The organism is Chryseobacterium sp. GQ58 (genome assembly GCF_059758895.1).
Map to the genome: position 1 here is coordinate 367194 of NZ_JCAXEH010000002.1, position 26728 is coordinate 393921.

The 26728-nt window shown below is 33.3% G+C and carries 26 protein-coding genes and 1 riboswitch; of the genes, 13 read left to right on the forward strand and 13 right to left on the reverse strand.

Annotation, left to right across the window (positions count from 1 at the left end; genetic code table 11):
* Positions 1–5 precede the first annotated feature (5 nt).
* From AC6CHK_RS05800 to AC6CHK_RS05830, 7 genes are all read left to right on the forward strand, one after another.
* Positions 6–1577 (forward strand): DUF6850 family outer membrane beta-barrel protein, encoded by a 1572-nt coding sequence (locus tag AC6CHK_RS05800; RefSeq protein ID WP_498094416.1) that lies wholly within the window; start codon positions 6–8, stop codon positions 1575–1577.
* 5 nt (positions 1578–1582) lie between these two features.
* The gene (locus tag AC6CHK_RS05805) at positions 1583–2710 is read left to right on the forward strand and encodes a cytochrome-c peroxidase (protein ID WP_498094418.1); all 1128 of its coding nucleotides are present in this window, start codon (positions 1583–1585) and stop codon (positions 2708–2710) included.
* Between the two features lie 136 nt (positions 2711–2846).
* Positions 2847–3671: a CvfB family protein gene (locus AC6CHK_RS05810; protein ID WP_498094419.1), complete on the forward strand. Its 825-nt coding sequence runs from the start codon at positions 2847–2849 to the stop codon at positions 3669–3671.
* Positions 3672–3806: 135 nt separating this feature from the next.
* On the forward strand, positions 3807–4400 hold the full coding sequence (locus AC6CHK_RS05815; protein WP_498094421.1) for a TetR/AcrR family transcriptional regulator: 594 nt from the start codon (positions 3807–3809) through the stop codon (positions 4398–4400).
* 94 nt (positions 4401–4494) lie between these two features.
* Positions 4495–5847 carry a TolC family protein gene (locus AC6CHK_RS05820; protein ID WP_498094423.1) on the forward strand — a complete coding sequence of 451 codons (1353 nt, stop codon included), beginning with the start codon at positions 4495–4497 and terminating at the stop codon, positions 5845–5847.
* A gap of 59 nt (positions 5848–5906) precedes the next feature.
* The gene (locus AC6CHK_RS05825) at positions 5907–6968 is read left to right on the forward strand and encodes an efflux RND transporter periplasmic adaptor subunit (protein ID WP_498094425.1); all 1062 of its coding nucleotides are present in this window, start codon (positions 5907–5909) and stop codon (positions 6966–6968) included.
* Between the two features lie 6 nt (positions 6969–6974).
* Positions 6975–10163: an efflux RND transporter permease subunit gene (locus AC6CHK_RS05830; protein WP_498094427.1), complete on the forward strand. Its 3189-nt coding sequence runs from the start codon at positions 6975–6977 to the stop codon at positions 10161–10163.
* 280 nt (positions 10164–10443) lie between these two features.
* On the opposite strand, the gene AC6CHK_RS05835 is transcribed toward AC6CHK_RS05830, so the two are convergent.
* From AC6CHK_RS05835 to AC6CHK_RS05870, 8 genes are all read right to left on the reverse strand, one after another.
* Positions 10444–10890 carry a KTSC domain-containing protein gene (locus tag AC6CHK_RS05835; protein WP_498094429.1) on the reverse strand — a complete coding sequence of 149 codons (447 nt, stop codon included), beginning with the start codon at positions 10888–10890 and terminating at the stop codon, positions 10444–10446.
* 103 nt (positions 10891–10993) lie between these two features.
* Complete coding sequence (locus AC6CHK_RS05840; protein WP_498094431.1) at positions 10994–13555, reverse strand: hypothetical protein; 2562 nt, start codon at positions 13553–13555, stop codon at positions 10994–10996.
* An 8-nt stretch (positions 13556–13563) separates the two neighbouring features.
* Positions 13564–14313, reverse strand: a complete 750-nt coding sequence (locus AC6CHK_RS05845) for a GLPGLI family protein (RefSeq protein ID WP_498094433.1) — start codon at positions 14311–14313, stop codon at positions 13564–13566.
* Between the two features lie 61 nt (positions 14314–14374).
* Complete coding sequence (locus AC6CHK_RS05850) at positions 14375–14671, reverse strand: hypothetical protein (protein WP_498094435.1); 297 nt, start codon at positions 14669–14671, stop codon at positions 14375–14377.
* A gap of 179 nt (positions 14672–14850) precedes the next feature.
* Positions 14851–15432: a hypothetical protein gene (locus AC6CHK_RS05855; RefSeq protein WP_498094437.1), complete on the reverse strand. Its 582-nt coding sequence runs from the start codon at positions 15430–15432 to the stop codon at positions 14851–14853.
* 16 nt (positions 15433–15448) lie between these two features.
* On the reverse strand, positions 15449–16360 hold the full coding sequence (locus tag AC6CHK_RS05860) for a TIGR01777 family oxidoreductase (RefSeq protein ID WP_498094439.1): 912 nt from the start codon (positions 16358–16360) through the stop codon (positions 15449–15451).
* Between the two features lie 27 nt (positions 16361–16387).
* Positions 16388–16726, reverse strand: a complete 339-nt coding sequence (locus tag AC6CHK_RS05865; protein ID WP_498094441.1) for a hypothetical protein — start codon at positions 16724–16726, stop codon at positions 16388–16390.
* A 4-nt stretch (positions 16727–16730) separates the two neighbouring features.
* A complete protein-coding gene (locus AC6CHK_RS05870; protein ID WP_498095119.1) occupies positions 16731–17327 on the reverse strand; it encodes an HPP family protein in 597 nt (198 codons plus the stop codon).
* A gap of 121 nt (positions 17328–17448) precedes the next feature.
* A riboswitch (TPP riboswitch) is annotated at positions 17449–17553 on the forward strand.
* Between the two features lie 22 nt (positions 17554–17575).
* Between AC6CHK_RS05870 and pnuC the strand changes: the two genes are divergently transcribed.
* Both pnuC and AC6CHK_RS05880 read left to right on the forward strand, forming a co-directional pair.
* Entirely contained in the window at positions 17576–18172 is a 597-nt protein-coding gene (gene pnuC, locus AC6CHK_RS05875; RefSeq protein ID WP_498094443.1) for a nicotinamide riboside transporter PnuC, read from the forward strand.
* The gene (locus tag AC6CHK_RS05880; protein ID WP_498094445.1) at positions 18159–19169 is read left to right on the forward strand and encodes an acyl-CoA dehydrogenase family protein; all 1011 of its coding nucleotides are present in this window, start codon (positions 18159–18161) and stop codon (positions 19167–19169) included. Before pnuC ends, AC6CHK_RS05880 begins: the two co-directional genes overlap by 14 nt.
* Before the next feature lie 392 nt (positions 19170–19561).
* On the opposite strand, the gene AC6CHK_RS05885 is transcribed toward AC6CHK_RS05880, so the two are convergent.
* The gene (locus AC6CHK_RS05885; protein ID WP_498094447.1) at positions 19562–19933 is read right to left on the reverse strand and encodes a hypothetical protein; all 372 of its coding nucleotides are present in this window, start codon (positions 19931–19933) and stop codon (positions 19562–19564) included.
* Positions 19934–20147: 214 nt separating this feature from the next.
* Between AC6CHK_RS05885 and AC6CHK_RS05890 the strand changes: the two genes are divergently transcribed.
* From AC6CHK_RS05890 to hisS, 3 genes are all read left to right on the forward strand, one after another.
* Positions 20148–20480, forward strand: a complete 333-nt coding sequence (locus AC6CHK_RS05890) for a single-stranded DNA-binding protein (RefSeq protein WP_498094449.1) — start codon at positions 20148–20150, stop codon at positions 20478–20480.
* 22 nt (positions 20481–20502) lie between these two features.
* A complete protein-coding gene (locus AC6CHK_RS05895) occupies positions 20503–20964 on the forward strand; it encodes an HRDC domain-containing protein (RefSeq protein ID WP_498094451.1) in 462 nt (153 codons plus the stop codon).
* Positions 20965–21093: 129 nt separating this feature from the next.
* Entirely contained in the window at positions 21094–22443 is a 1350-nt protein-coding gene (hisS, locus tag AC6CHK_RS05900) for a histidine--tRNA ligase (protein ID WP_498094453.1), read from the forward strand.
* A 74-nt stretch (positions 22444–22517) separates the two neighbouring features.
* Here hisS and AC6CHK_RS05905 read toward each other — a convergent pair whose 3' ends face one another.
* Positions 22518–23453, reverse strand: a complete 936-nt coding sequence (locus AC6CHK_RS05905; protein WP_498094455.1) for a ketopantoate reductase family protein — start codon at positions 23451–23453, stop codon at positions 22518–22520.
* Between the two features lie 222 nt (positions 23454–23675).
* Here AC6CHK_RS05905 and AC6CHK_RS05910 point away from each other — a divergent pair, with 222 nt between their 5' ends.
* Complete coding sequence (locus tag AC6CHK_RS05910) at positions 23676–24473, forward strand: class I SAM-dependent methyltransferase (RefSeq protein ID WP_498094457.1); 798 nt, start codon at positions 23676–23678, stop codon at positions 24471–24473.
* Between the two features lie 52 nt (positions 24474–24525).
* Here the strand turns inward: AC6CHK_RS05910 and AC6CHK_RS05915 are convergent, their stop codons facing one another.
* The 3 genes from AC6CHK_RS05915 to AC6CHK_RS05925 form a co-directional block, all read right to left on the reverse strand.
* Positions 24526–24762, reverse strand: coding sequence for a YtxH domain-containing protein (locus AC6CHK_RS05915; RefSeq protein ID WP_498094458.1), 237 nt, complete (start codon positions 24760–24762; stop codon positions 24526–24528).
* Between the two features lie 100 nt (positions 24763–24862).
* Positions 24863–25705 (reverse strand): isoaspartyl peptidase/L-asparaginase, encoded by an 843-nt coding sequence (locus AC6CHK_RS05920; protein WP_498094460.1) that lies wholly within the window; start codon positions 25703–25705, stop codon positions 24863–24865.
* A gap of 102 nt (positions 25706–25807) precedes the next feature.
* Positions 25808–26692, reverse strand: a complete 885-nt coding sequence (locus AC6CHK_RS05925) for a cyanophycinase (RefSeq protein WP_498094462.1) — start codon at positions 26690–26692, stop codon at positions 25808–25810.
* Positions 26693–26728 lie beyond the last annotated feature (36 nt).

Sequence of the window (26728 nt, forward strand, 5' to 3'; positions counted from 1 at the left end):
ATATAATGAAATTTAAGATTTTTCACATCGCTTCTATATTGTCATTCGGTTGTGTTTCGGCGCAATTGAGTGACAGTATTTTTATACCGACCAACCAGATTTATTATCAGCAGCTGAACAGAATTTGGGATAATCCGATTCAGTTTTCCAGTCAAAAGTTTTCAGATTTTACAGAGACCGAATTGAGCGCTGTTGTAAAAGATTTAAACATGAAAAGAGCCCAGACTGCAGAAAGTTCTAATGAATTTGGCTTTAAAACTCAGGGGATTTTTAATATTTCCGAGAAATTAAGACTTTTAGGAAGTTTTGATTATCAGTTTGTTACGGAGAAAAATTTAGGTTTTAATCTTACCAATCAAAGAACGGAAGATCAGTTTGTGCTAAATCCGCATTATCTTTTTGTTCCTAAAAAAGCGAATTGGGAAACTCAGAATTATCACGTTAAAGGAGGTTTATCTTACCAAATGTGGAAAGGCTTGGAATTGGGAGCGACAGTTGATTACAGAAACCAAAGCTCGTTCAGAAAATCCGATCCGAGACCTGAAATTTCTACGGCAGATTATTCAGGGAAAATATTTGGGGGCTATCGTTTGGGCAAGCATCAACTTTCCGTTTTCGGGGGTTTGGGAAGAAAAACAGAGACTTACGATATTATGTCGGTGAATGAATTTATCAATGCGCCCGCAAATCCTGAATATTATGTGAGATTTTCCAGCGGCTACGGAAGATTGACCTATTTCCCGTCATATTCAAATTTCAGTTACAGGACAATTGACAAAAATTTTGGCGGAGGATATGCCTTTGAAAGCCAGAAAAACTTTTTCAATATTAATTTTTCTTACAGTAAAGCGATGCAGAATCTTTACGGCCATACAGGAGAATTAAACAACTTTCAAACCGGAGACACATTCTTTAAAGAGAGTTTAGAGAAAATGAAATATCGTCTTGTGAATTATAAAACCGATGCCAATTATTGGTATAAAGGTTATAAAATGGACTTTATATCTAATGTAAATTTCCAGAGTATTACAGGTGACAATTACAATATTTCAGAGTTTGGGCAAAATTACAGAATGACTTTGGACAGACTTTCAACAGCCAATCATTTTCTTTTAAGAGATGATAAAAAAATAAAATTCGGGGCGACTTTGGAAGGAATATACAACGATTTTTCAACGATAGATTTGTTAGGTGAAACTTATAAATATGTAAAAAGCTTAAATTTAAATTTAAAATTTAATAAAGATATTTTCTACAGAGATACCCAAAAAGTGAATCTTGAAATTGGCGCAATGTCATATTTTCCTTTAAGCGAAAGTTTGGTTTACACGCCGGCTTCCTCAACTTCTTTGTTGTTTGATAACGTTATTAAAAATGATCATGAATTTGATTCGGCTTCAAAATTAGGGCCTCAATTCGGATTGCAGTTTTATCAAAAAGTAAGCGCTAAAACAGACCTGAAAATATTTACTAATTTTGCAACATTGTTTCCATTGAGCAAAGATTTGGAGCAAAATACAGCTTACAACGGAAATCCGAATCTTTATTTCAACGCAGGAATATCATTGTTTTATTAGAAATTATGAAGTATTTTTTGAGCCTTTCTGTTTTTTTATTTTTAATCTATTCATTTTCAGATTTTAATAAAATTCAAAAAGGGTATACTATTCAGGAATTGCGAGATCTTTACGGAAGTGGAGATCAGAATTTGTGGCCAAAACCACATTTGTTTGATGAGGCTAAAGGCGGTTTTCAAGACATCGGGGTTTTACCAAAACCTGAATTTCCTAAAGACAATCCTTATTCCAAAGAAAAAGAAGATTTGGGGAAAATGCTGTTTTTTGATCCGAGATTATCAAAATCCGGACAGATTTCTTGCGCCAACTGCCATGATCCTGAACTTTCATGGGCAGACGGAAGAAGGGTTGCTTACGGACACGACAGACAATTGGGAACAAGAAATGCTCCGACGGTTCTGAATATTGCTTATGCCAAAGAATATTTCTGGGACGGAAGAGCTGCAAGCCTTGAAGATCAGGCAAAAGTTCCAATAGAAAATCCGTTGGAAATGAATTTTCATTCAAGATTGGCGGTAAAAACGATAGGCAAAATAAAAGGATACAAAGAGCATTTTAAAAAAGCTTTTGGCAGTGAAAAAGTGACCGAAGAAAATATTACAAAAGCCATTGCAACCTTTGAAAGAACCATTGTAAGTCCCAAATCCAAGTTTGATAAATTCGTAAGCGGTGAAAAAGATGCTTTAACGGATTCTGAAATCAACGGGCTTCATTTGTTCAGAACAAAAGCCAATTGCATTAATTGTCACAGCACGCCTTATTTTTCAGATCAAAAATTTCACAATATTGGACTGACTTATTTTGGAAGGGAGTATGAAGATCTTGGGTTGTACAATATTTCGAAAAAAAATGAAGATGTTGGAAAGTTTAAAACGGCAACATTAAGGGAAGTTTCGCAAACTGCGCCTTATATGCACAACGGATTATTTCCAAATATCAGAGGCGTTTTGAATATGTATAATGCAGGAATGCCCAATGAAAAACGAAACAGAGAAAGTCCGCTTGCGCCTCACAAATCAAAAATGCTTGAAAAACTTGATCTTTCCGACAATGAACTGACAGATTTGGAAAATTTCCTGAATACTTTGCACAGTTATAAATACAAAATGCGCTCGCCGCAATTGCCAAAATAAATACAAAGAAGTCGATTAGCTTCTTTTTTTATTAAAATTTAAAATTTAAAACGACTGCAAAATATCATTCTTATAAATCTAAACTTTACCTCAACCTCAATTTTTTCCGTACCTTTGTGGGCTAATTTCATCATCAATGCAACTCGGAAAAACTCAAACTTTAAAGATTTCAGAAAAAAATAATTCAGGATGGATGCTTGAATCAGAAACTGGCGAAACCGCCTTTTTATCTAAAGTTTTTATTCGTGAAGAAAAAGAAATTGGTGATGAAGTTGAGGTTTTCGTTTATCAGGATGACAACAAACTGAAAGCAACTACAGAAATTCCTTTGGCAGAAGTAGGTGAATTTGCCGTGATGACTTGCGTGCAAAGCCTTCCAAGCGGTGCTTTTATGGATTGGGGAATCATCAAAGATCTTTTCATTCCGTACAAACAGCAAAAATCTAAAATCATTGAAGGCAAAAGATATCTTGTTTATCTTTATGTAGATGAAGATATGGAATTGATTACAGGAACTACGAAATTCAAAAGAAATCCGCAATACCAGGATCTGCCTCTTCAGAAAGGTGATAAAGTAGATTTGATCATGATGAACGAAAGTGAACTTGGCTGGAATGTAGTTATCAACAAAAAATATATCGGATTAATCTATACATCAGATGTTTATAAAAAACTGTATCCGCTTTCTGAGGAAGAAGGTTACATCAAAGAAATCCGTGAAGACGGGAAAATAGATATTTCGCTTCAGCCTGAAGGATTTGAAAATATTGATGAATTTAAGCAGAAAATCCTTACAAAATTAGAAGAAAACTTTGGTCTGCTTCACCTTTCGGATAAATCTTCACCCGAAGAAATCAAAGATGAGCTCCAGATGAGCAAAAAGAATTTTAAGAAAGCACTTGGCGGGCTTTATAAGGATAAAGTCGTCGATATTTCGGAAGATAAAATTAAGTTATTATAAATGAAGGAGCAATTTGCTCCTTTTTTTGGCTATAAATTCTGATAAATATCATCTCCATTTTCTTTAATTATTTTGTTTAACAATTTTGTCAAAACAAATGTTTAATATATCTTTGCACAAAATTGTTTAACAAAAATGTCAAAACAAGAAAAAAAAGATCAAACACAGGAATTAATCAAAGAGACTGCGAAGAATTTATTCTTTGTTCAGGGGAAATTTAATGCAACTACACAGGAGATTGCAGACGAAGCCGGTGTCAATCGAACATTGATCAACTATTATTTTCGTTCGAGAGACAACTTGATTCAGATTATTTTTGATGAGGCTCACCGTGTTGAAAAGGAGAAATCTGAAATTATTATGAATTCTGATCTTCCATTTAAAGATAAAATAGCCAATTTTATTGATGGGAGCTTATCTACAAGTCTTCAATATCCATATTTGGAAACCTACATTGTTTCGCAAATCAACAAAGGAAGTTGTCACAAAAGAGATGTTGAAGAAGAAGAGCTGAAAAAATTATATGAGGATATCGAAAGAGAAATGCAATTGGGAAACATCGAAAAGATGGCGCCGGTACAGTTTCTTCTCAACATGGTCTCACTTTTAGTGTTTCCAAGTGCGGTTCGTCCTTTGTTTTTAGAGAATTTGATGATTACTGATAAAGAATTTGATAAAATTATTTCCGAAAGAAAAGAAATTATTCTCAATATGCTTTTTAAAAAATAATTTAAAATATGTTAAAGTATTTATAAAAGTCAATCGTCATTTAGGAATAAAGTAGTTAGGAAAACCATTACAAAAATAAACGAAGTAATAAATTATGAATAGAAAACGTATAACTGCAAAGAAGCTAAAAATAGGAATAGCTGCTGCATTTATGATTTTCGGCTCTTCATCTGCCTATGCACAGCAACAGGTGTCGCTGCAAGAAGCCATAAAAGAGGCTTTGCAAAATAAAGCAGAGGCTAAAAAAGCAGCTTTACAAATCAAAAAAGCTGAATATAAAATTGATGAAGCCAGAGCCGGAGCTTTGCCGCAGATAAGTGCCACAGCAGGTCTTACCTATAATCCTGTGATTCAGGAATCATTGCTGGAATTTGGCGGAGAAAGAATAAGAGCCCAGTTGGGACAGCCCTGGAGCTCTACCGCTTCTGTACAGGTGCAGCAGGCTTTATTTGACCAAAGAGTTTTTACAGGTCTTAAAGCTGCAAAATCAACAAGAGAATTTTATGTTCTGAATGCTCAGCTTACCAACGAACAGATCATTGAAAATGTAGCAACAGCCTATTATCAGGTTTTTGTACAGGAAGAAAATCTTAAAACTGTAGAAGCAAGCTATGCCAACACAGAAAGGGTAAGGAATGTTATTAAAAGCTTGGTAGATAATGGTTTGGCTAAAGCTATCGACCTTGATCGTACCAATGTTCAGCTAACAAATATAGGATCAAACAAGCAGCAATTGATCAATTCCGTTGAGCTTTCAAAAAATGCTTTGAAATTTTATATGGGAATTCCGATCGATACAGATATTGAGCTTGAAGAAAAAACAATTGAGCCAAAACCTGAATTGATCGCCAGCAATGTAAACCTTAATGATCGCACGGAAATCAAAGTTTTAAATAAAAACAGAGAACTTCTTCAATATAATAAGAAAGCAACCGAAGCGTATCTTTATCCTACAGTAGGATTGGTGGCAAATTACGGCTGGGGCGGACAAGGAGGAAGATTTCCTCTTACAAACGGTATTAATAATGGAGTTCTTTGGAGCGATTATTCAGCAATTGGTTTAAATATTAATATTCCGATCTTCACGGGTGGTGCTACAAAAGCAAAAATCCAGCAGGCGGAAATTGATATTCAGGATCTTGATTTGGATATTGAGAATACACAACTGAGCCTGAGTTTAGATTACAGAAATGCAGTTACCAATATGGAAAATACATTAATTAATATTGAAAGCATGCAAAATAATGTAACTCTTGCCGAAAAAGTACAAAAAGATACTCAGTCAAATTATCAATATGGTTTAGCGACACTTACAGAAGTTTTGGATGCCGAAAATGCTTTGACACAGGCAAAACAGAACTATTCAAATGCTCTTTTGGATTATAAACAAGCGGAAATCAAGTTAATAAAAGCTAAAGGAGAATTAAACACATTACAAAACCCATAATAAACTAAAAATGAAATCTGAAAAGATTCCATTTGACTATTAAAAAATCATTATTACAAATGAAAAAAACTATAATATATATCATTGTAGCAGCTGTACTTATCGGTTTGGCAGCGTACAAGATTGCTGACAACAAAAAGAAGCAGGAAACAGAGGTAAAAGAGGTTGCCAAGCAGGTAGATAAGATCAATGTAAACGTTGTTACGGTGTCAAGAGAAAATATCGACACGGATTATACTGCCAACGGAACTTTTATTCCGAAACAGGAAATGAATCAGGCTTCTGAAATTTCGGGGCGTATCATGAATGTGTTGGTAAAAGAAGGTTCAAGAGTTTCTGCCGGACAAACATTAGCAACAATCAAGAGAGATGCTATCGAAGTTGATGTGACGCAGGCTCAAAATAATTTGCAAAACGCAATTATAGACAATCAACGTTACGAAAACGCTTTCAAAACAGGAGGTGTTACCAAACAACAGCTTGATAATTCAAGATTACAGCTGAAAAATGCTCGCGCTGCGCTACAAGCTCAGGGAGTAAGAGTAAACGATACAAGCATTCGTGCAGGAATCAGCGGTGTGATCAACAAAAGAATGGTTGAGCCGGGAACTGTTGTTTCACCAGGAACTGCAATGTTCGAAATCGTAAATATTAATAGCTTAAAACTTTCTGTTTTGGTTGACGAAAGCCAGATTGGAAGAATTCAGCTGGGCCAGGTTGTTCCAATTACTGTAAATGTTTTGCCTGAAGATTCTTTCAGCGGAAGAATTACATTTATCGCTCCGAAAAGTGATGCTTCTTTAAATTTCCCTGTTGAAATTGAAGTTCCGAATAATGGAAAACTAAAAGCAGGTATGTACGCAACGGCTTTATTTAAGACAAACCATGGCGCTGAAACTCAAAATATGTTGACCGTTCCTGCTGAAGCTTTTGCAAACGGAGTTAGCTCAGGGCAGATCTTCATCGTTCAAAACGGAACTGCTAAAATGATCACTGTGAAAACAGGAAAAGTATATGGTGACAAAGTACAAATCATCAGCGGACTGAACGGAGGCGAACAGGTAATTACGAGCGGACAGATCAACCTTGATAACGGTTCAAAAATCAATATCGTAAAGTAACAGAAGATGAAGTTAGCAGAAATATCCATTAAAAGACCATCCCTGGTTATCGTATTATTTACGATTTTGACTTTGGGAGGTTTATTAAGTTACTCCATGATGGGGTACGAATTGATTCCGAAGTTTGAAACCAATATGGTTACAATTTCTACGGTTTATCCGGGAGCTTCACCTGCAGAGGTGGAAACTTCGGTAACACGTAAGATTGAAGACGCAGTTGGTTCTTTGGAAAACGTAAAAAAAGTAGAATCATCTTCATACGAAAGTTTATCGGTAATCATGGTTCAGTTGAACACAGGTGCTGATGTAAATTATGCTTTGAATGATGCGCAGAGAAAGGTAAATGCTATTCTGGCAGATCTTCCGGAAGATGCAGATCCGCCGTCATTACAGAAATTCTCATTGGATGATCTTCCGATCATGACTTTGAGTATTACCAGTAACAAACTGAATAATAAAGAACTTTACGACCTTTTAGATAAAAAAATTGAGCCGATTTTTTCCCGTGTAAACGGTGTGGCTCAGGTTGATCTTGTTGGTGGACAGGAAAGAGAAATTCAGGTAAGTTTGGATGAAATGAAACTGCAAGGTTATGGTCTTTCTATCGGGGACGTACAGCAGGCAATTCTTTCTTCCAACTTAGACTTCCCGACGGGAGCGCTTAAGACAAGAACTTCAAGATCTACGATCAGACTTTCAGGAAAGTATAGAAGCGTAGAAGAAATGAACAATCTTGTGGTTTCAAATAAGGATGGAGCACAAGTTCGTCTTTCTGATATTGCAACGGTTTTTGATACGCAAAAAGATATTGAGAAAGTAGCAAGATTCAATCAAAATCCTACAATTTTACTTCAGGTTAAAAAACAGTCTGATGCCAACGCGGTAGCTGTTTCAGAAGCTATTCAGAAAACAATTGCTCAGGTTCAGGATAATTATAAAGCTCAGGCTATCAATATTAATACTGTTGATGACTCGACAGACTTTACTTTGGAAGCTGCAGATCACGTAATTTTCGATTTATTCCTTGCGATTATTTTGGTGGCGGTAGTAATGTTGCTGTTCCTTCATAATATTAGAAATGCATTCATTGTAATGGTTTCGATTCCCGTGTCTTTGATTGCAACAGTTATCGGAATGTATTTGATGGGATATACTTTAAACTTAATGAGTTTATTAGGACTTTCATTAGTTGTTGGTATTCTTGTGGATGATGCGATTGTAGTTTTGGAAAACGTATATCGTCACATGGAGATGGGAAAAAGCAGGATTCGTGCAGCGTACGATGGTGCTTCGGAAATCGGATTTACGGTAACGGCTATTACATTGGTAATCGTTGTGGTATTCTTACCGATTGCGATGAGTTCCGGTTTGGTTTCTGATATCCTGGCGCAGTTTTGTGTCACCGTTGTTATAGCGACAATGCTTTCATTATTGGCTTCATTTACTATTATCCCTTGGTTATCATCAAGATATGGTAAATTGGTACATTTGACTGGTAAAAACCCTTTTGAGAAGTTTATCCTTTGGTTTGAAAAGCAGTTGGAAAAATTCACACATTGGATCTCAGGAATTTTGGAGTGGGCTTTGAAAACGACATTAAGAAGAGTGATGACCGTAGTGGTAACATTCATTATCTTGATTTCTTCATTTATGTTGGTCGCATTCGGATTTATCGGTGGTGAATTCTTCCCTAAAATGGACAGAGGCCAGTTCCTTGTTCAAATGGAATTACCAAAAGATGCTTCTGTAGAAAAAACCAATCAGTTGACTTTAGAGGTTGAAAAATATCTTAGAAATGATAAAGATGTTGTAGACATGATCACGACAGTTGGTCAGCAGTCTTCAGGATTTGGTGGAGCTCAGGCAACTTTGTATCAATCGGAAATTCAGGTGATTTTAGTAGATAAATCTGAACGTGATGAAAGTACAGATATTAAATCTGCAAAAATCAAGAGAGCTTTAGAAGAAAAATTCACAGGAGTTGAATTTAAAACAGCACCAATCGGATTAATGGGTGCGGATGCCGCGCCAATTGAAATGGTGGTAACGGCTCAGGATAACGAAACAGCAAATAAGGAAGCCAACAGAATTCTAGAATTGCTTAAAAAAGTTCCGGGTTCCGTAGATGCTGAATTATCAACTGACTCTGGAAACCCAGAAGTTCAGGTGAATATCGACAGAGATAAAATGGCCTCTTTAGGTTTAAATCTTTCAAGTGTAGGACAAACGATGCAGACTGCATTTAGTGGAAATACAGACGGAAAATTCAGAGCCGGAGAATACGAATATGATATCAATATCCGTTTTGGTGATGCCAACAGACAATCCATTGATGATGTAAGAAACTTAATGTTTACAAATCCAGATGGAGAACAGATTAGACTAAGTCAGTTTGCAGAAGTGAAGATGGGCTCAGGACCGAGTTTATTGGAACGTAGAGATAAAGCGCCTTCAGTAAAGGTAAAATCTAAAGTTGTAGGCCGTCCTGTAGGAGATGTTGCAAACGAATGGGCTGCAATGTTTATGGATAACGAAAAAACCAAACCAGCCGGTGTTACCTATATTTGGAGTGGTGATATGGAAAACCAGACTGAAGGTTTCGGTACTTTGGGAATTGCTTTGTTAGCAGCTATTGTATTGGTTTATTTGGTAATGGTTTCATTATATGACAGTTTTGTTTATCCGTTTGTGGTATTATTCTCAATTCCTTTGGCATTGATCGGGGTAATGATAATTCTTGCCATCACCGGAAATTCATTAAACATTTTTACGATGTTGGGGATGATCATGTTGATTGGTTTGGTGGCAAAAAATGCGATTATGATTGTCGATTTCGCCAATATGAGAAAAGCAGCAGGAGCCAATACGCACGACGCTTTGATTCAGGCAAACCACGCGCGTCTTCGTCCGATCTTGATGACAACGATTGCGATGATCTTCGGGATGCTTCCGATCGCTTTGGCAAAAGGGGCAGGAGCGGAGATGAACAACGGTTTGGCTTGGGTAGTAATCGGTGGTTTGACATCATCACTATTCCTTACCCTGATCATCGTACCTGTAGTTTATTCGCTATTCGATTCAATTTTAAGAAGAATGGGCAAAGGTGAAAAAGTAGATTATGAAGCTGAAATGAAAGCCGATTATGAACACAGAGAACTAAGTGAAGACGGATTTACTCCGAAACATGTAGACTAATATATAACAACCTTAATTAACCGAAAAACCGTATCAGAAATGATGCGGTTTTTTAGTTTTATTGTTAATCGAAGGCACAATTTATAATTAATTCATTAAAACAAGGATTTATATTCGGAAAAAATTAAACTATAAAACTTGACGAAAATCTTTGGTTTTCTTGCGCCTTAAAAACAGTGTAATCTTTAAACCTTTGTGATTAACCACCAAAAATAAAAAGCTTCAATAAAAAAAGCTTCCAGAATAACTGAAAGCCTTTGCTTATTTTTATTTTGAGGAATTAATCTGCCATCACTTCGCCAGACTTTCTGTAAATAAAACTTCCATAAATATGTCTTCTTGCAAAACGACTTGGCGAATCAGCATTCACCATTTTGATATATGTATTTCTTGGAACGCCGATATATTCATACATCATTCCGTTCAGATGCTGAATTTTTAACACCGCTTTTTCAAGATAAAAGTCCTGAATATTAGATTTTGTGATCGTTTCAGTATATTCTTCTTTATATTTTTCCTGCGTTTCCTGATTGATGCTTACTAAAAAATGGTAAGCTTCAATGATAGATTTGCTTTTTTCTTCTGCATCTAGTTTTCCGGCTTCATCATTTACAAATTTATCAGGATGCGTATCTTTCATCGTATTTCTGTAAATTGATTTTAATTCCTTTAAAGTAACGGTTTTATCAACCCCAAGAAGCTTTCTGTGCTCAACAATTCTTTTCATAATTTGAATCCTTATTTCGGGGTGCAAAATTAGGCAATTTAATTTTGAAAATCATAACTTATTCATTATTAATTTATTTAGTTGTATAAAAGATTAAATAAAATTAGAAATTAAATTTTAATCCTCCAATAATATAACCTTGTAAAGCTGTGACAGTAGACTCATCCGTACCCAGTTGAGTTGTAAAATTATTTATATAATTAAAAGACTTAAGGTTTAAAATATTATTAAATCTTAAATTGTATTCCCAACTAGATTTTTCTTTTCTATAAGAAATATGTCCACCCAACAAGAAATTTTTCAAACTAGTTTGTTCAGTTTTTTGAATGAAATAGTCACCTTGTATGTTTCCAATCCATTCTTTTTTTAAGTTTGCTCTTATTCCTAATGATAATGTAATGTTATCTTGCTTGGAAGAGGTATTGTAAAAACTTTGATCAAAAATACCTTTAATTAGAGTATATCCCATATCGAACTGCACAGATTTATTTTTAAAAATAGTAGATAATTTTTGAGAAAGTTCAAAATTATAAATCGAAGTTAAATTGTCATTTTCTTCAATAAAGTTAGAATTTTTATAAATTGATCCCGAAAATTTAGATTTTAAGTTTAAGCTTTTAGATAATCTGTAATCATTAGAAACTATTGTAACATACCTTTCATTAAACTGACCAATAGAATTTTGAACTGCTGAAAATGTCCCGAAATTTTTTAAATTAGAAGTAAAACTCGGCTTAATTTTTTCATACATGAATATAAAAAAAATCAAATTGCCTTTTTCCATATTAAATCTATTCCAAGTAAGCTTATAGTTTTCAATATTACTTAATATATCAGGGGTAAGTATGATATTTTGAGAAAAAGACAATTCTTTTGTGTATAAAAGAGAATATTGAAGGAGCCTTAAGCCAGGAGTAGTGTATTTGGAATTATACTCGATACCAAATTCAGTACTGGCTTCAGATGGAGGATTATATTTTATTTTAAAGCTTTTTTCAAAATAATGTTTTTTATATTCATTTAAATTAAGGAAATTAGAGCTTAAAGAACCAGAAAAATCAAAATTTCCCAACTGTTTATATAGCATCAAATCATTTACATAATGATATACTTTTAAAAACCTGTTTTCCTTTGCCTGAGAAATAAATTCTGAATACTCTGAAGTATCTTTTTTGTAAGAAAATCCAGAATGAAAATTAAAATTGACGATTTTATTTTTATTCTTCAAATAAAGGGCCAAAGCATAAGTATTGGAGTTACCTATATATTTTTGAAATATAGAATTGTTTTGAGTTAAGAATAAATTATTGTTCGAAAAGATATTTAAATTTCCTATATAGTTTTCATTTAATTGATTTAAGGCCAAAATTATTTTTGAATTATTTAAATTTTTGTTCCATGAAACAAAATTATTGAAACTGGTATTTTTTACTTTATTATCAATATTATAAAAGTTATATTTTTCAGAATATCTGGAAATATTTTGGTTAAAATTATCTTCAGTGGGATTATATCCAAAATTAAAATACAAAAAACTATTATCAGAAAAACTCTGTTTCATTTTAATTTTAGTAGTTCCCAGAAAACCCTTATTGTCCTCTGTTTTTTGTTCATAAAAATTATAATTTTGTGGCTGTCCTTCAAAAACCGTTCTTTTTGTCGTTGAAAGTTTTTCTAATTGAGTATTGTTGATAATAGAGAATGCAGTAATAGTAAATCTTTTTTTTGATTTAGAATATTGTAAAGCTCCAAACTGATTGGCTTTGGACTTTATTTTGTTATCATTATTTAGAAATGAAGGAATCTCTACATCAACCGAACTATTAGTGTTTTCGGTATTTTCCTGAGAATTCATTTCATAAAAATCCATAAAACTGATGGGATCTTTTGCAATATTATTAGCATCAGTGATTAAAGCGATGTTACCAAATTGACCGAATTTAAATAAATTAGAATGAGCTAGATAAGAATTTTTATTACCATAGTTAGCTTCAATATTTCCTGTAATTTTACCTTTATATTCTTCTTTTAATTTAAGATTTAATGCTGTGGATTGTCCTCCATTAATAGTTGTGAAGTTTTGCCAAAGATCAATCCCATCTATCATTTCTGCTGAAAGATTTTGAGTGGCGATTTTGTGGTTTCTTCCAAAGAATTCATTTCCTTCTACCAAAACCTGACCAACAGTATTCCCTTTGTACGTTACTTTTCCGTTGTCTGAAATATCCAATCCCGGCAGTTTTTTAATTAAATCTTCTGTCGTTCTCTCTGTCCCATCTCGGATTGCCTTCACATTAAAAACAATTGTATCTTCTTTAATTTTGGCAATTTTCGGACGGGATTTTATTTCTACTTCTTGTATTTCTTGTATCTGTGATTCTAAAATTATTTCAAAATCAGTTTGCTTATTAGTATTTATTTCAACAAGTTTAGTTTTGTAAAAAACAGAAGTTAATTTTAAATAAAAAACCCCCTTTTCAGAGAGTTGAAATTTACAATATCCGGTATCAATCTTTTGAAAATCTATTGTTTTCTCATTTTTAATGAGCTGTACATTTATATTTTCTGGAGGCTGACTTGTGTTGTCCCTTACTTTAATAGTAATAGTTTGAGATTTTATTATTGAAAAACTAATTAAAAATAAAATGTATATTAATTTATGCATATATATGCTTAAAGCTTTATTTCTTTAAAAGTAGGTTTGCTTTGTTGTTCGTGTATTTCTTTTAGTTTTTTATCATAATCTTCATTCTTATACACTTTAAGTTTAGGATTAATTTTTTCAACATCTGATTTCTTTATTTCATTGCTTATCTTAACAGCTGTTATTATATAGCTATCCGCTTCGACTCTTAAAACCAAACCGGGGAAATTATTAAATAAAAAAGGGCCTGCAGAAATAGGAATACCCTCAGTATACCAAACTTTATAGTTAGAATTTGAATCTAAACTTACTTCAACCAATTTACAAACATAGTTGTCAATATCCATTGTGTCTTCTTTATATTCAATTTTTACAAATTTTGTATCTTTATAACCATAAAATTCTTCATTAATGTCTTGAAAATTATGGTATTTATAATTACCATTGACGTTTTTGTTATGATACATTTTTAGTTCAATATTTTTGTAAACTTCTCTGTTATGGGTTTGCACATCATTTTCTTTTTTATCTCCTGCATTATGTGTAAATGAATTTTGAGGAATAGATTTGAAAAAAGAATATCCGTCTGTATAATATAAAAAATATTTTTGAGGGGTTTTACGTATTCGATTTGCTTTATCATTAAATTCCTTAGACATACTTATATTATTGTTTTCTTTGAGTTCAACTCTTTCATATTCAACTTTCAGATGTTGAGACGAAATAGAAGTGTTGACTAATAATATAGACGATACAATTAATTTGAATAAAAATTTCATATAGTTCAGATTAAAAATTAGTGTGCATTGAACTAATAATGCACACTAATAATATTAAGGATTAATTAGGATTACCAGCTTCAAAAGTTAATCCAACAGCATTGGAACCACACCAGCTGGTTGTTGAAGCGGTGTGATGATTGGTCGTAACATACATTTTTCCATCCATGCCTACTGAGGTTGTTTCTGTAGTCCAGTTCCAAATTGTTGTACATATTTTTTTAAGCTCTTCCTCATCATTTTGTTTTGTCTCTTCTGTTTTTGACTCCAACAAAGATTTAGAATCTAGTCCATTGTCTTTTGCGAATCCCAAAGTTGTTCCAGCAAATAAAACTGCTGCTAGTAATAATTTTTTCACAATAGATTTTTTTTGTTAAAATTAATTTTTTAACATTGCTAATATATAAAAAAGATATTATAATTAATAAATTTCTTATTTACTTCTATTTTACAAAATTTTATAATGCTTATTTGATGATTCTAAATAAAAAAACAGGAGCCAAACTCCTGTTTACTATTATTAAATTAAATATTTAACTAATTCTGATAAATATACGTCAATTTGGAACCTTTGATAAAATCCTCCAGCGAAGTTTTATTATTTGCATTTTTATTCATCAGTTCTATAAAATAAGTACGCGAACCGGCAATTCTAATATCTTTCGATAAAAACTTAAAACGCTTAACAGTCAAGTTTGGGTTTAAAAAGCTTAATTCCGCTGCATTGCTCAGCTTTGCACCGGAAACATCAAAACCGGCGCGGGGATTTTTTTGGAGCTTCAAAAATCTTTTTTGAGTTCTGTCTGTTGTTTCTTCCAAAAACTTTTCCATTTGATAATCCGTTAAAAGTTGCGGATAAATCAGTCCTTCGGCTAATAAATTACTTATGATTTTATCAGATTTATCATACTTGTTGTAATAAAAAATCTTATCGTCAAATTGCACATAACTATCCGTAGTAACTATTTTACCTTCAAATTTTTTATAATTTTTCTTTTTATATTCTTTTTTAAAATGTTCGGCAACAGCCTTGTCCTGTTTACTTAAAATTTCTTTTTTCTGTCCATAAATACTTATTGAAAGTATGAATAAAAAGATAAGTGAAAATTGCAGTTTCATATTGTTTCTGTTTAATTTAATTCTTTTTTAATAATAGATTTTCCAAAGCTTGTTTTAAGTTTGGAAATTCAAATTTAAAGCCTGCTTTTTGGATTTTTTCGGATGAAGTTCTTGATCCTTCAAGCAATGCAACCGACAATTCACCAAAAATAAGCTTCATTACAAATCCCGGAATATTTGGCATAAACAAAGGCTTTTTTAAAACTTCAGCGATTTCCTTTGTTATATTTTCGTTGTTTGTATGTTGTGGCGCCGAAGCATTGTATGCGCCGTTTAGGTTTTCGTTTTTCAATGCAAATTCATAAACTGAACTTAAATCATTAATGTGAATCCACGGCATATATTGTTTTCCTGTTCCCAAAGGCGACCCGATTCCGAGTTTTATTGGCATTGCCATTTTTTTCAAAGCGCCTTCTTTTTCTGAAAGTACAATTGCGGTTCTTACTTTTACCACTCTTTCTGCAACGTTTTTTTTGTGAAGTTCGTCTGCTGCTCTTTCCCAAAGATCAACGACTTCACTTAAGAAATCGTTACCTTTTTCATCATCTTCCGAATAAATTTTTTCTGAAGTTTTTGCTCCGTAAATTCCTACCGCCGAAGCTGAAATAAAAGATTTAAGCTTAATATTTTTCTTTAGTAAAGTTTCCAAAATCAGCTTTGCAGAATCTACGCGGCTCGAAATGATTTCTTTTTTTCGTTCATCAGTCCATCTTTTTTCAGAAATATTGGCGCCGGCAAGATGGATAATGTGACTTATGTTTTCAAAAGCTTTTTCATCAATTGTTTTGTTTTTTATGTTCCATTCAAATTCATTTTCGTGTTCTTTTTTTCGTGTTAAAAACCGAACGGAATATTCTTTTTCAATTTTTTTTGACAAAACTTTTGCAACAGTTCCGCTGGCTCCAGTGATCAACACGATTTCTTTCATAATCTTAATTTGTATTTTTTTGAAATATTAATTTCTGACGATTAATATATATCCTTCTTCCAAAAGTTTGTAGCCCTGATCGTAAATAAATTTATATTCCGAGCCGTTTTTATAAACTTTAATATTTGTAAAGTAATTAAAATCAAAACCTAAGCCATCGAGTTTAGTTTTTACGATTTTAGTTTTTCCTTCCGCATTTATTTCACTCAGAATGCGGTAATTTTTGCGCAGCTTGTTGTTTACATTGCGCATCAGATTGTTATAATCTTTATTTTGCTTATTGTTGTAAGCGTTTCGGCATGCATCATTGCAGAATTTTTTGTCTAATCTTCCAATGATCTTTTCGCCACATTCCAGGCAATTCATAGCATTATTTTTTCATTTGACGTTCATGTTTTTTTCTTAGCAGTTTTTTCCATCTGCTGTTGGTCGGATAGCTTCTGTTTTTGGTGATATTATTAAAAACCAAAGCGACCAGCAATAAAATGATGCAACCCGATAATACGGGAGAAAGCACATACCAATATCCCAATTCAGCGATTTTACCTGAAGAAGTAACGGCGATGAGCGCAGTCGCTCCACCAGGCGGATGAAGAGTTTTTGTGTATTGCATTAAAATAATTGAGAAAGCGACCGCAAGAGGCGCCGAAAGCCACAAAATATCGGGCACGATCTGATAAATGGTAACGCCGACCAAAGCTGAAAATACATGACCGCCGATCAGATTTCTCGGTTGGGCAAGCGGGCTTTGAATGGCTCCGTAAATCAAAACGCTTGATGCACCAAAAGATCCTATCAAAAAGATGTTTTCTGCTTCCAGCAAATATTGAGACTGGATAAATGCTATAATTCCGATTCCGAAAAAAGCGCCCAGAAATGACCAGAAATGTTCTTTATAATCAACAAGGGTTTCTCGATAAATTACATATTTTGAAACTCTGAATGTTCTTTTGATTGTCTTTTTCACAATTGATTTTAAATTAACGCTTAAATATACGAAATATCCGTTTGCAAACGGATATGAACTAAAAGGGGAAAATATTTTTATCATGTTTAATTTTCAAATCTCAGAAAAAAACGTCAACTTTGCCCAATCAATGGGGTGCTGCAGATTGCGGCTGAGATGATACCCGGGAATCTTCCACACCTGATCCGGATAATGCCGGCGTAGGGAATTTGATTTATCATCTCATCATTTAATTTATTTAAGTTAATTTGATGCAGGAAATTTTACTAAAGACAACCTGGCCGGAATGGTTTGGGGTCTTCTTTTCAATTTTTCAGGTTTTATTGGCCCGAAAAAACAATCCGAATAATTATCTTTTTGGTATTGCCGGAATTTCACTCACGCTTTATGTGATGATCAATTCCAAATTGTATGCGGAGTTTACGCTTAATCTTTACTATCTGGTCATGAGCATTTACGGATGGATTTATTGGAAGTTTGGCAAACAAGAATCTGAAACCGCTATTTCCAGAACTTCAGGAAACGAAAAGTTGATTGTAGTTGGTATTGTTACCGCCGCGTTTAGTATTTTTTGGTTTTTTCTTACTTATTACACCGATTCTGATGTGCCTGTTTGGGACTCTTTGGTTAGTGCTTTTGCTTGGGCCGGAATGTGGCTCATGGCCAGAAGAAAAATTGAAAACTGGGTTTTATTAAATATAAGTAATATCATTGCTATTCCGTTATTGATTCATAAAGACCTTTATCTGTATGCAATTTTAACTGCTTTCTTGTTTATGGTAGCGATTTCAGGATATATGGAATGGAGAAAAATACTTAATAAAAAGATAAATGCTTACACGTAACGAGATCAGAAAACAAATGCACGGAGTTTCTGAAGTTCCTGCATCAATAATCGACTATATTCATCAGCAGCGATTACTTCAGATCTGGGTTCCCAAAACTTATGATGGATTGGGCTTACGCTTGAAAGAAGGATTATCCATATTATTTGACTGGGCAAAAATTGATGGAAGTTTGGGTTGGATGCTTACGTTATGTTCCGGCGCCAATTTTTTTTCAAGAAATCTAAAACCAAACATTGCTAAAGAACTTTTCAGTGATCCTGAAACCTGTTTTGGCGGAAGCGGAATGATTGGTGGAACAGCAGATATTCAAAACGACGGGACTTTTCTTATCAACGGATTTTGGCATTTTGCAACCGGAGCGCCACATTTGAGCCATTTTACACTCAATGCGAGACTTACAAAAAACGGAGCACCTTTATTTGATCAATCAGGTTCAGAAATAATCAGGTCATTTGTCATTCCTAAAAATCAGGCAGAAATTATTCCCGACTGGAAATCGATGGGAATGAAATCGACGCGAACTTATTCTTTTAAAATTAATGATATAAACGTTTCTGAAGATTACAGTTTTATTTATGATGAATTTTTTACGGATGATGCTTTAGATAAAATTCCGTTCAGAATTTTTGCAGACTTGACTTTGCTGGTGAACTATTTGGGAATGGCATCGCATTTTTCCGATGAGGCAATTAAAATCCGTCCGAATCTTAATTTGAATTCTTTTAATAATAAAATTGATGAAGCGTTCGAAAAAGTGATTGAATTTGCTAACGAAATTGAAGATTTATTAAAGGAATCTCAAATGATAACCCAGGAAAAGCAATCAGAAATTCATACTTATTCATCAAATTTAGTTGAAAGTTTATCACATCAGATTTTAGAAATTTATTTCCAACTGGGAATTAAAGCGACACATACGGATTCTGAAATTTATCAGGTTTTTTGTGACTATTTTACGGCGACGCAGCATTCTAATTTTAGGAGGGAACTTTGATGTATTCTTTAACAACGAAAGAATATAAGTTTATGATGCTCCAATATTAATCAACATTGCAAAAATATAAGTTTAGGATGCTCCAATATTAATTAAGGTTGCAAAAATATAACTTTACAATACGAAAATATAGTTTAACTAGACAACAATATTATTCGCCGCCGTGTCAATATTGATTCACAACGGAAGAATATTAAAACATTTACATTCAATATTCGATTACTGTGCAAGAATATTGAAATTATCATGGCTTTAACTATAAATATCTTAAAACTATTTATAAGAATAGAACCAACAAGCAAATTTCGCAGCTTATCAGATTTTTAGACTTTAAGAAGAGTTTTTCCGGGAATGCAAATGTTTAAATGTTTTTGTAGTTTTTCAATAGTGAATTATAGTTTATGAGATTTCGGAATCTTAAATAAAAGAATTAAAGCCCAAATTTGCAAAATTGTCTGAATAATATTAATTGTTCCAATAACTGGCTCATTTTTTAAGTTTGCAACTATAAAAGAAACTCCTAACAATCCTAAAAGTAATATTACCAGTAGAAAATATTTAATCCATTCAGTTCCTTTGCTTACCAAATAGCCAATTCCAAAGACGAAAGCTACTGAAATCAAGGCGATGAATATTTTGATGCCGCTGTTCAAAGTTTCAAAACTCCAGATAAGATTTGCAATTCCCAAGGCTCCGGACAGGTAAATCAAATCAGCAGATTTTTTATGATTCGGATGAATTACATTTTCTTTATTTTCATTCATTTGGTCTAAGTATATAATTTCAAATATACGGAATGAATTATTTAAGATTTTTTTTTGGATGATTTTATTTAGAATATCCATTTGCAAACGACTACAAACGTATTTAAATAGTTTTGTACCGACTTCGGTCTAAAAATGTAACAATCTTTGCAGCAGAGATTTGAGAAACCAGTGAGCGTCTCTTATCTGATTGTTAAACATAAATAAAAATAGTATGTCACTAAGAAACAAAGTAACCTTAATCGGTCACACAGGAAAAGAAGTAGAAATGATCAACTTCGAAAACGGAAATGTAAAAGCAAGCGTGTCTTTGGCAACGAGCGATTTTTACACGAATGCAAAAGGAGAAAAGGTAGAAGAAACGCAATGGCACAATCTGATCGCTTTTGGTAAAACTGCTGAGATTTTCCAGAAATATGTGCCAAAAGGAAAAGAAATTGCAATCGAAGGCAAGCTAACGTACAGATCTTATGATGATAAAGACGGTGTGAAAAAGTATATCACCGAAATAAAAGTAGACGAAATTCTGCTTTTAGGAGGAAAATAATTGATCGAACTTAAAAACACAAATGATGAAAATAAAAGTTTTGAAAGTAAGAATTGCTGATGAATTTCTGCAAAAGGATCAAAGCATGATTGATGATTTTTTATATAATCATGACATTTTGAATGTAGAAACAGCTTTTGTGCAAAACGACAATTTTTGGTCAGTAATTTTATATTTTAATGAAACTAAAACCGTCTTGAAGAAAAACATCGTAAAAGATCCGAAAACGGTGAAATATTCTGCAGAAGATGAAATGCTGAACAATGATGAGATCAAAATTCTTGAAGCTTTAAAGCTTTGGCGTTCCGAAAAGGCAAAGGAACAAAATCTTCCTTCTTACTTTATTGCGACCAACAAAGAACTTGTATCTGTCGCAAAATATAAGCCGGCAAAGAAAGAAGAGCTTCTCGATATTAAAGGTTTCGGAAAACATAAAATAGAAAATTATGGTGAAGAGATTTTAGAAATCTTAGAAAGTGTATAATTATTGAACATCGAAAACACAAGTGATGAAATAGAAAGGTCGGGAAATTGGTTTCCGGCTTTTTGTATTAGTTTAAAAGTCCTTTCAATTCCTTATTTTTGCATACTTATCAATATTCAACTTTATAAAATGAAGCCAAGCTTAGCAAAAGGAACGAGAGATTTTACATCAGAGGAAGTTTCAAGAAGAAAATATATTATCAATATTTTACAGAAAAATTTTGAATTATTCGGGTTTCAGCCTTTAGAAACTCCAAGCTTTGAAAATCTTTCTACATTAACTGGAAAATACGGCGAAGAAGGCGATCGCTTGATTTTTAAGATTCTGAATTCCGGAGATTACACTTCAAAAGTAAATCAGGAAGATTGGGACAATAAAAGTCATCAGAAATTGACTTCACAAATTTCAGATAAAGCGCTTCGTTATGATTTGACAGTACCTTTTGCAAGATTTGTAGCCATGAATCATGGCAAACTCACATTTCCTTACAAACGTTTTCAAATCCAGCCGGTTTGGCGAGCAGACCGTCCACAAAAAGGGAGATTCAGAGAGTTTTATCAATGTGACGCAGACGTTGTAGGAAGCGAAAGTCTTTTGCAGGAAGTTGACTTGATTCAATTGTATTTAAAATCGTTTTCCGACCTTAAAGTTTCGGTAACTATTCATCTCAACAACCGAAAAATTCTTTCAGGTTTGGCGGAATATGCGGGAATTACAGATAAATTAATCGATTTTACAGTTGCTCTTGACAAGCTTGACAAAATCGGAAAAGAAGGTGTCGTAACAGAATTATTGGAAAGAGAAATTTCTCAGGAATCTATTGATAAGCTAGACTTTTTGTTTAATCAGTCGAATGATGCTTTGGAAAACCTTCTTCAGCTAAAAGAAAAATTTGCAGGAAATGTAATCGGTTTGCAAGGTGTTGAAGAATTAGAATTTGTACTTACGCAATCTGTAAATCTTGGTGTAGACATTCAGAATCTTGTTTTTAATATTACTTTGGCGCGTGGTTTAGATTATTATACAGGCGCGATCTTCGAGGTAAAAGCAGATGAAGCGCAAATGGGCTCGATCGGCGGTGGCGGAAGATATGATAATCTGACCGAAGTTTTTGGAGTAAAAAATATTCCCGGAATCGGAATTTCTTTTGGCTTAGACAGAATTTATCTTGTAATGGAAGAATTAGGTGTTTTTCCTGAAGAAGCTTCAGCGAAAGTTGAATATCTTTTTGCCAATTTTGGAGGAGAAGAAACTTTGGAAGCTTTAAAATTAATTATGCAACTGAGACAAAAAGGAGTTTCCGCAGAATTATATCCAGAAAGCGCTAAAATCAATAAGCAATTCACTTACGCTGAAAAGAAAGGAATTAAAAATCTTGTCTTTTTAGGTGAAGAAGAAATTAAAAACAGAACAGTGACTTTTAAAAATCTTGAATTGGGAGAACAGAAAACGGTTTCTTTGGAAGAGTTTTTAGGCTAAAATAATGAAAGTAAAAAATGAGGTTCGTAATATTGAGAAACCTCATTTTTTACTTTCTTTTAATTTAGTATCTATTACTTCCTTTTTAATTCTTCATATATTTTTTGAGTGGAAGGAGTTTCTATGCCAAGTTCCATTCCATATTTTAAAACGGCTCCTGCAAACAATTCTAATTCGCTATTATCTTTTCCGGAATTCAAATCCAGTTGCAAAGAAGTAGGAGTTTCTGGTGGAAATGTAGATGCTTTTTCAAATGTTTTATCAATGATATCTATTCCTAAATGAATTTCTTTTTTGTAAGCAATTACCTGTATCTCTTTCATTACCTCGTTTGCCTCAGATTTTTGAGAGGAATCATTACACACTGTCCCAATAGACGAATTATATTTAGCCGTTACAAGTCCAAAACTTGCCACAAAAATAAATTTCGTCCATATATCAGTTAAAGAATTTTCTTTAAAATCAAAATCAATTTTACTTTCTTTTATCATGTTGATTACCCAATCGATAGAAGCAGAAAGATGCTCAGGATCTTTACCTATAATTAATTTTCCTGCTTTTCCTTTATGTTCCACAACCCCTTTTTCCTTAATGTGTGAAGCAACATACAGACAAGATGGTAGAATCGTATTTTCAGGAATTATTTTTCGTATTCTGTCATAAATATCAACGCCATTCATCATAGGAAGAAGAATAGTCGTTGTTGTAATGACTTCTTTTAGCTGAAGACAAACTTTTTCTAAATCATATTCTTTTACACAAATCAATATTAAATCAGGATTTTCGATATCGTTGATGTTTTGATAAACAGCATTTGGGATTGTTTGCTTATTAGGATGTTCGGGAGAGATCAGCGTTAATCCATCTTTTTTTACTTTTTGATACGTTTCACCTCTTGCGATGAATGATATTGTATGCTTTTGTAAAGCTTCGTTGGTCTGATTAATTTTAAAACCAAAATATCCACCGACACCTCCAAGACCTATTATTGCAATATGTTTTTTACTCATAAAATTATTTTATTGATTTCAGAATCTCTATTTTAAATCTGCTTGAAATCCCTATCCAAAAGGGTATACAAAGTTAAAGGTCGTAAAATTATTTTAATACTCAAGGCTTTTAATCTTTATATTTGCTATGAAATGTTTCATGAAAACAATCATTAAAAATAAGCGTATTTAATAGAAGAAGAGTTTATTGATCAGAAAAAAACTACTTGAAAACTAAAACAAATGGAAAACTATCTCGAAATCAACAAAAATTCCTGGAATGCTAAAGTAGAACCGCATCTGAAATCGGATTTCTATTTTGTTGATGAATTTTTAAAAGGAAGAAATTCTTTAAACTCGATCGAATTGGAGCTTTTAGGAAATGTAAAAGATAAAAAAATCCTGCATTTGCAATGTCATTTTGGTCAGGATTCGATTTCTTTATCAAGATTGGGAGCAAAAGTTAAGGGAATTGATTTGTCGGATAAAGCGATTGAAGCTGCGAAAGATTTGGCAATACAATGCGGGACAGATACAGAATTTATTATTTCTGATGTGTATGAACTGCCGAATGTATTGCAAGAAAAATTTGATATTGTTTTTACAAGTTACGGAACGATTGGCTGGCTTCCGGATTTGGCTCAATGGGCAAATGTGATTAATCATTTTTTAAAGCCAAACGGAAGGTTTGTAATGGCAGAATTTCATCCCGTAATTTGGATGTTTGATGATGATTTTGACGGAATTGCTTACAATTATTTCAATGAAAAACCAATTGTAGAAACGTATGAAGGAACATATGCAGACTTTTCAGCAGACATTGTTCAGGATTATGTAATGTGGAATCATTCTCTGTCCGAAGTTTTGCAAAATTTAATTAAAACTAATCTGATTATCGACAATTTTCAGGAATTTGACTGGTCACCTTATCCTTGCTTCAAGCATGTTGAAGAATTTGAAAAAGGGAAGTGGAGAATCAATAAATTCGGAAATAAAATACCAATGGTTTATGCATTATCAGCACAAAAAAAGTCATCGTAATGTATATTTACGATGACTTTCTGTACATGAATGTTAAAAATATATTAGTTGCCTAAATATTAGTGTCTTCTACTTTTGTTTTTGCTTCGTCTACTTTTGTCTGAACCTGAGAAGCTACTTCATTTGCCTTATCTTTCAGGTCATTTCCCCATTTATTAAGATTATCTTTTGCGTTGTTGATCTTATCTTTTACAGCTTGCTGCTGCTCTGGAGTAGACTTTTTGTATTTCCAATATGCTAATGCACCCAATCCTAATAAAGCTAATAAGCCATTTGTTTTATTTCCCATGATTTTTGATTTTTTAAAGTTAATAATATTTAAATTTGTTATTGATAACTATGTAAAATGCGTGCCAAAAATATTGGAATAGTAATAAATATTGTTAAAGTTAATTAAATACTTCAAAATATTTTCCGTCAAAACTTGCAAAAACCATTGTTGGGTGGGAATCTTGATGATGAATATTGCCATTTTTATCAATTGCGATTGCGCCTGCAAAGCCGTCAATAGTTTTTAATTCTTCAAAAGTTTTTTCAAAAGCCTGTTTCAGATTCATTCCGTCTGTTACTCGGGTCACGATTTTTGTTGCTGTTGCATTGCTTACAATATCTTCGCCTACACCGGTGCAGCTTACGGCACAAAATTCATTAGTATAATTTCCGGCAACAGTCGCCGAATCAGAAATTCTTCCGGGAATCTCAAAGCCTTTCCCGCCCGTAGATGTCGCAACGGCTAATTTTCCGTCTTTATCAATCGCAACGCAGCCTACAGTTCCTTTTCCACCATTATTGAGTTTTACTTCGTATTCTTTTCTTCTTTGTGGAATTTCGGTTGAGAAGTCTTCAAAACCATTTTCGGAAGCATATTTTTTCGCACCGCTTCCGCCCAAAACTCTGTCTTCTTCTTTCATTAGTTCCTTCGCGACAAAAATAGGATTTTTCACATCCTGAATATTGATAACACCGCTTAACTTTTGAGTTTCGCCATCCATTATTGCTGCACTCATACGAATGATTCCATCACTTTGAATTTGTGAACCGATTCCTGCGTTGTACAATTCATCGTTTTCCAGAAGTGAGACCGCATATGCCACAGTTTCGAATGCCGAATGTGATTCTAAATATTGATAAGCATTTTGTGCTATTTCTATCAAAGAATTTTGTTTGGCAATTTTTACCTCATGGCTTTGGTCGCTTTCAGAAAAAAAACCTCCGTGAATAATGATTTTCATATAAATATAAATTGATAGATGATAATTGATGTTTAATTAAATTTAATCTATATACATATATAAATCAAATCATTTATCACCAATCAATTATCATTGATTGTTTTAAGTTTGCGGTATTGGATTAAACTGGGAATTTTCTATCGTTAATTTTTTAGTTGTTAAATCATAATGATCATTCATAGACATTACATGAACGGTTAAATTATCAATAGAAATTGGCTCGCCTAAATTGATATTCGTAAGATTAGTGTCTTTAATAAATCTACCATCAACAATAATCACAAGTCCAGACCCAACGGCGGTCATCACATCATTATGGATGAAAAGGCCGGTGTCTTCTCCCAAGCCGATTCCCAAAGTTCTTGGATTGCTGACTACAGCCTGAAAAAGACGCCCGATTCTTCCTCTTTGCACAAAATGAGTGTCAACAATTACATTGTCGATTAAGCCCAAGCCTTGAGTTGTTTTTATTTCACCTTTCAATAGCGCTTCTGAGCTGCTTCCCTGATAAATCATGTTTTCAGAGGCTGCAGCGGCACCGGCTGACGTTCCGGAATAAATAAAATCCTGCTCCTGATATTTTAGTAAGATAGTATCGTGGAATCTTGTTCCACCAAGAATCGAAGTCAGCCTCAGCTGGTCTCCGCCTGTAAACATGACAACGTCGGCAGCGTTTGCTCTTGCTACAATGGCGTCAGAATTAGCTTCTTCACGGTTGTGAATATCCAATATATTTACGTTTTTGGCTCCTAAAAATTCAAAAGCTTTTTTATATTCAGTGCCCACAATTTTAGGAATCTGTGATGCCGTAGTGATAACTTCAATTATCGAGTTTTCTTTGTTTTTAGATTCAGTAATGATTTTTCTTAAAATCCCTCTTTCAAAAAAATTAAGATTTTTTTCTACATTCTGGTCGTAATCGGCTTCTGAGAAACTACCTTTATTAACAGCTCCACCGATAATAATTAATTTTCCAACAGGTTTCATAGGTCACAAAGTTAAAAAATATAAAATTGTCAGAGA